Below are 1,459 nucleotides of genomic sequence, written 5' to 3' on the forward strand. Positions count from 1 at the left end.
GACAGGATCGAGATGCGGCCGTCCTGCTGGGCGAGGAGTGTCGTCAGGCTCTCGGCGGTGACGTCGTCGGCGACGAGCTGGGGCTCGGCGGGGACGACGGCCCGCTCGGCGGCCTCGGACAGGGCGACAGCCTGGGCGGTCAGATCGGCCAGCTTGTCGGCCTCGGCGTTCGCGGCCAGCTTCTCCGCCTTCTCGGCCGCGGCTTTCGCGATCCGCGCGGAAGCGGCGGCCTCGGCCCGCTGGGGCGCGGTCAGCTCGATGAGGGCCTTCTCGGCGGCGAGGAGCGGCTTGGTCATGAGCCCGAACACGGCGCTCTTGCGGTTGCCGGGCGGCAGAGCGACGGCGGTGTAGAGGTTGACCGGCTCGCTCCACTGCCCGCGCACGGACACGGTCAGGCGCCCGCCCGCGGCCGTGCCGACGACCGCGAGCGCGAGGCACCCGGCGAGGTCGACGGGCGTCTGCGTCTCCTCGGCGACGCCCGCGGTCATGGCGGCGAGCCAGTCGGGCAGCGCGTCCACGGGGAAGGCCGGGAGCTTGCCGCGGGGGTTGAGCGGGATAGGCTCGTCCCATACGGGCCCGGCGATGTCCTCGGCGGTCATCTCCTCGAACCCGGCCCACAGTTCGGGGTCGTGCGGGCTCATGCGGCTTCCCTTCCCTGGGTGAGCAGCGGGCACAGGCTGCGGTGACGGGTGTGGTCGTCGGTGAGCCGGGCGACCTGGTGGTGTCCGAACGCCTTCAGGTCCCGGCCGCAGGAGCACCATGAGTGCGCGGTGGGCATCGCGTTGCGGCCGGCCGCGCCGATGTGGAGCATCGCGAGGATCCTCGGGCCGCCGGCCGGCTGCGGGTCAGAACCAGAGCGGACGCCTTCGGCGACGGCCTTTCGGGCGCCCACGGCCCGTAGGCGCACCGGCTGATCGGCGGCAGCGGGCACGTTGGCGGGTGGGCATTCCAAGGGGGAGGGATTCCGGGGGCTCATGCCGCCTCCCGGGGCCGGGCTTTGCGGATCGAGCTGTCGAGCGCGCTGCGGATCGTGGCGCGGCATTCGGTCGCGGTCAGTCCCCTCGCCTCCCCTGCCCCTTGGAATGCCTCCTCGACGACCTGGCGGTCGAGGTCGCCCCACGCGACGAACCGCCCCACGAGGAACGCGGACCGGTTGAGCGTGTTGTTCGCCTGCTTCGCCGGGGCGGCCTGGACGTTGAAGCACTCCCGCTCCAGCGCCACACGGGCCGCACGGCTCCCGCCGGCCCCCGGCACGGCCCGGACCGCCGTGCGGGGCCGTGAGGGCTCCTGGCGGGCGGTGAGCGCCTCCAGGAGCCAGCCGGGCAGCGGAAGGACCGGGGCGTCGTCCAGGACCGTGTATGCCCCGCTGGACGTCATGCTCCCGGGAGCGACGACGTAACCACCCCACGCCCGCGAGTCCACCAACCCTCCAAGCAAACCAGCGGAGTTGCCGAGACGG

3 protein-coding genes are annotated in these 1,459 nt (G+C 73.7%); all 3 read right to left on the bottom strand.

From position 1 onward, the window contains the following. A partial coding sequence (locus AB0E19_RS38680; RefSeq protein WP_362189926.1) for a DUF3987 domain-containing protein occupies window positions 1–641 on the bottom strand: 641 nt, incomplete at its 3' end. Beyond that, a complete protein-coding gene (locus AB0E19_RS38685; protein ID WP_362189929.1) occupies window positions 638–811 on the bottom strand; it encodes a hypothetical protein in 174 nt (57 codons plus the stop codon). The genes AB0E19_RS38685 and AB0E19_RS38680, both read right to left, overlap by 4 nt. A gap of 161 nt (window positions 812–972) precedes the next feature. Then, window positions 973–1,459 (bottom strand): bifunctional DNA primase/polymerase (locus tag AB0E19_RS38690; RefSeq protein ID WP_362189932.1); only part of this gene is annotated, 487 nt, incomplete at its 5' end.

The sequence above is a fragment of the Streptomyces sp. NPDC047974 genome (assembly GCF_040653375.1).
In the GTDB taxonomy this organism is placed as follows: domain Bacteria; phylum Actinomycetota; class Actinomycetes; order Streptomycetales; family Streptomycetaceae; genus Streptomyces.

Excerpts from the sequence above, each read along its gene's own strand:
- AB0E19_RS38685 (WP_362189929.1), bottom strand. The coding sequence starts at position 811 with ATGCTCCACATCGGCGCGGCCGGCCGCAACGCGATGCCCACCGCGCAC.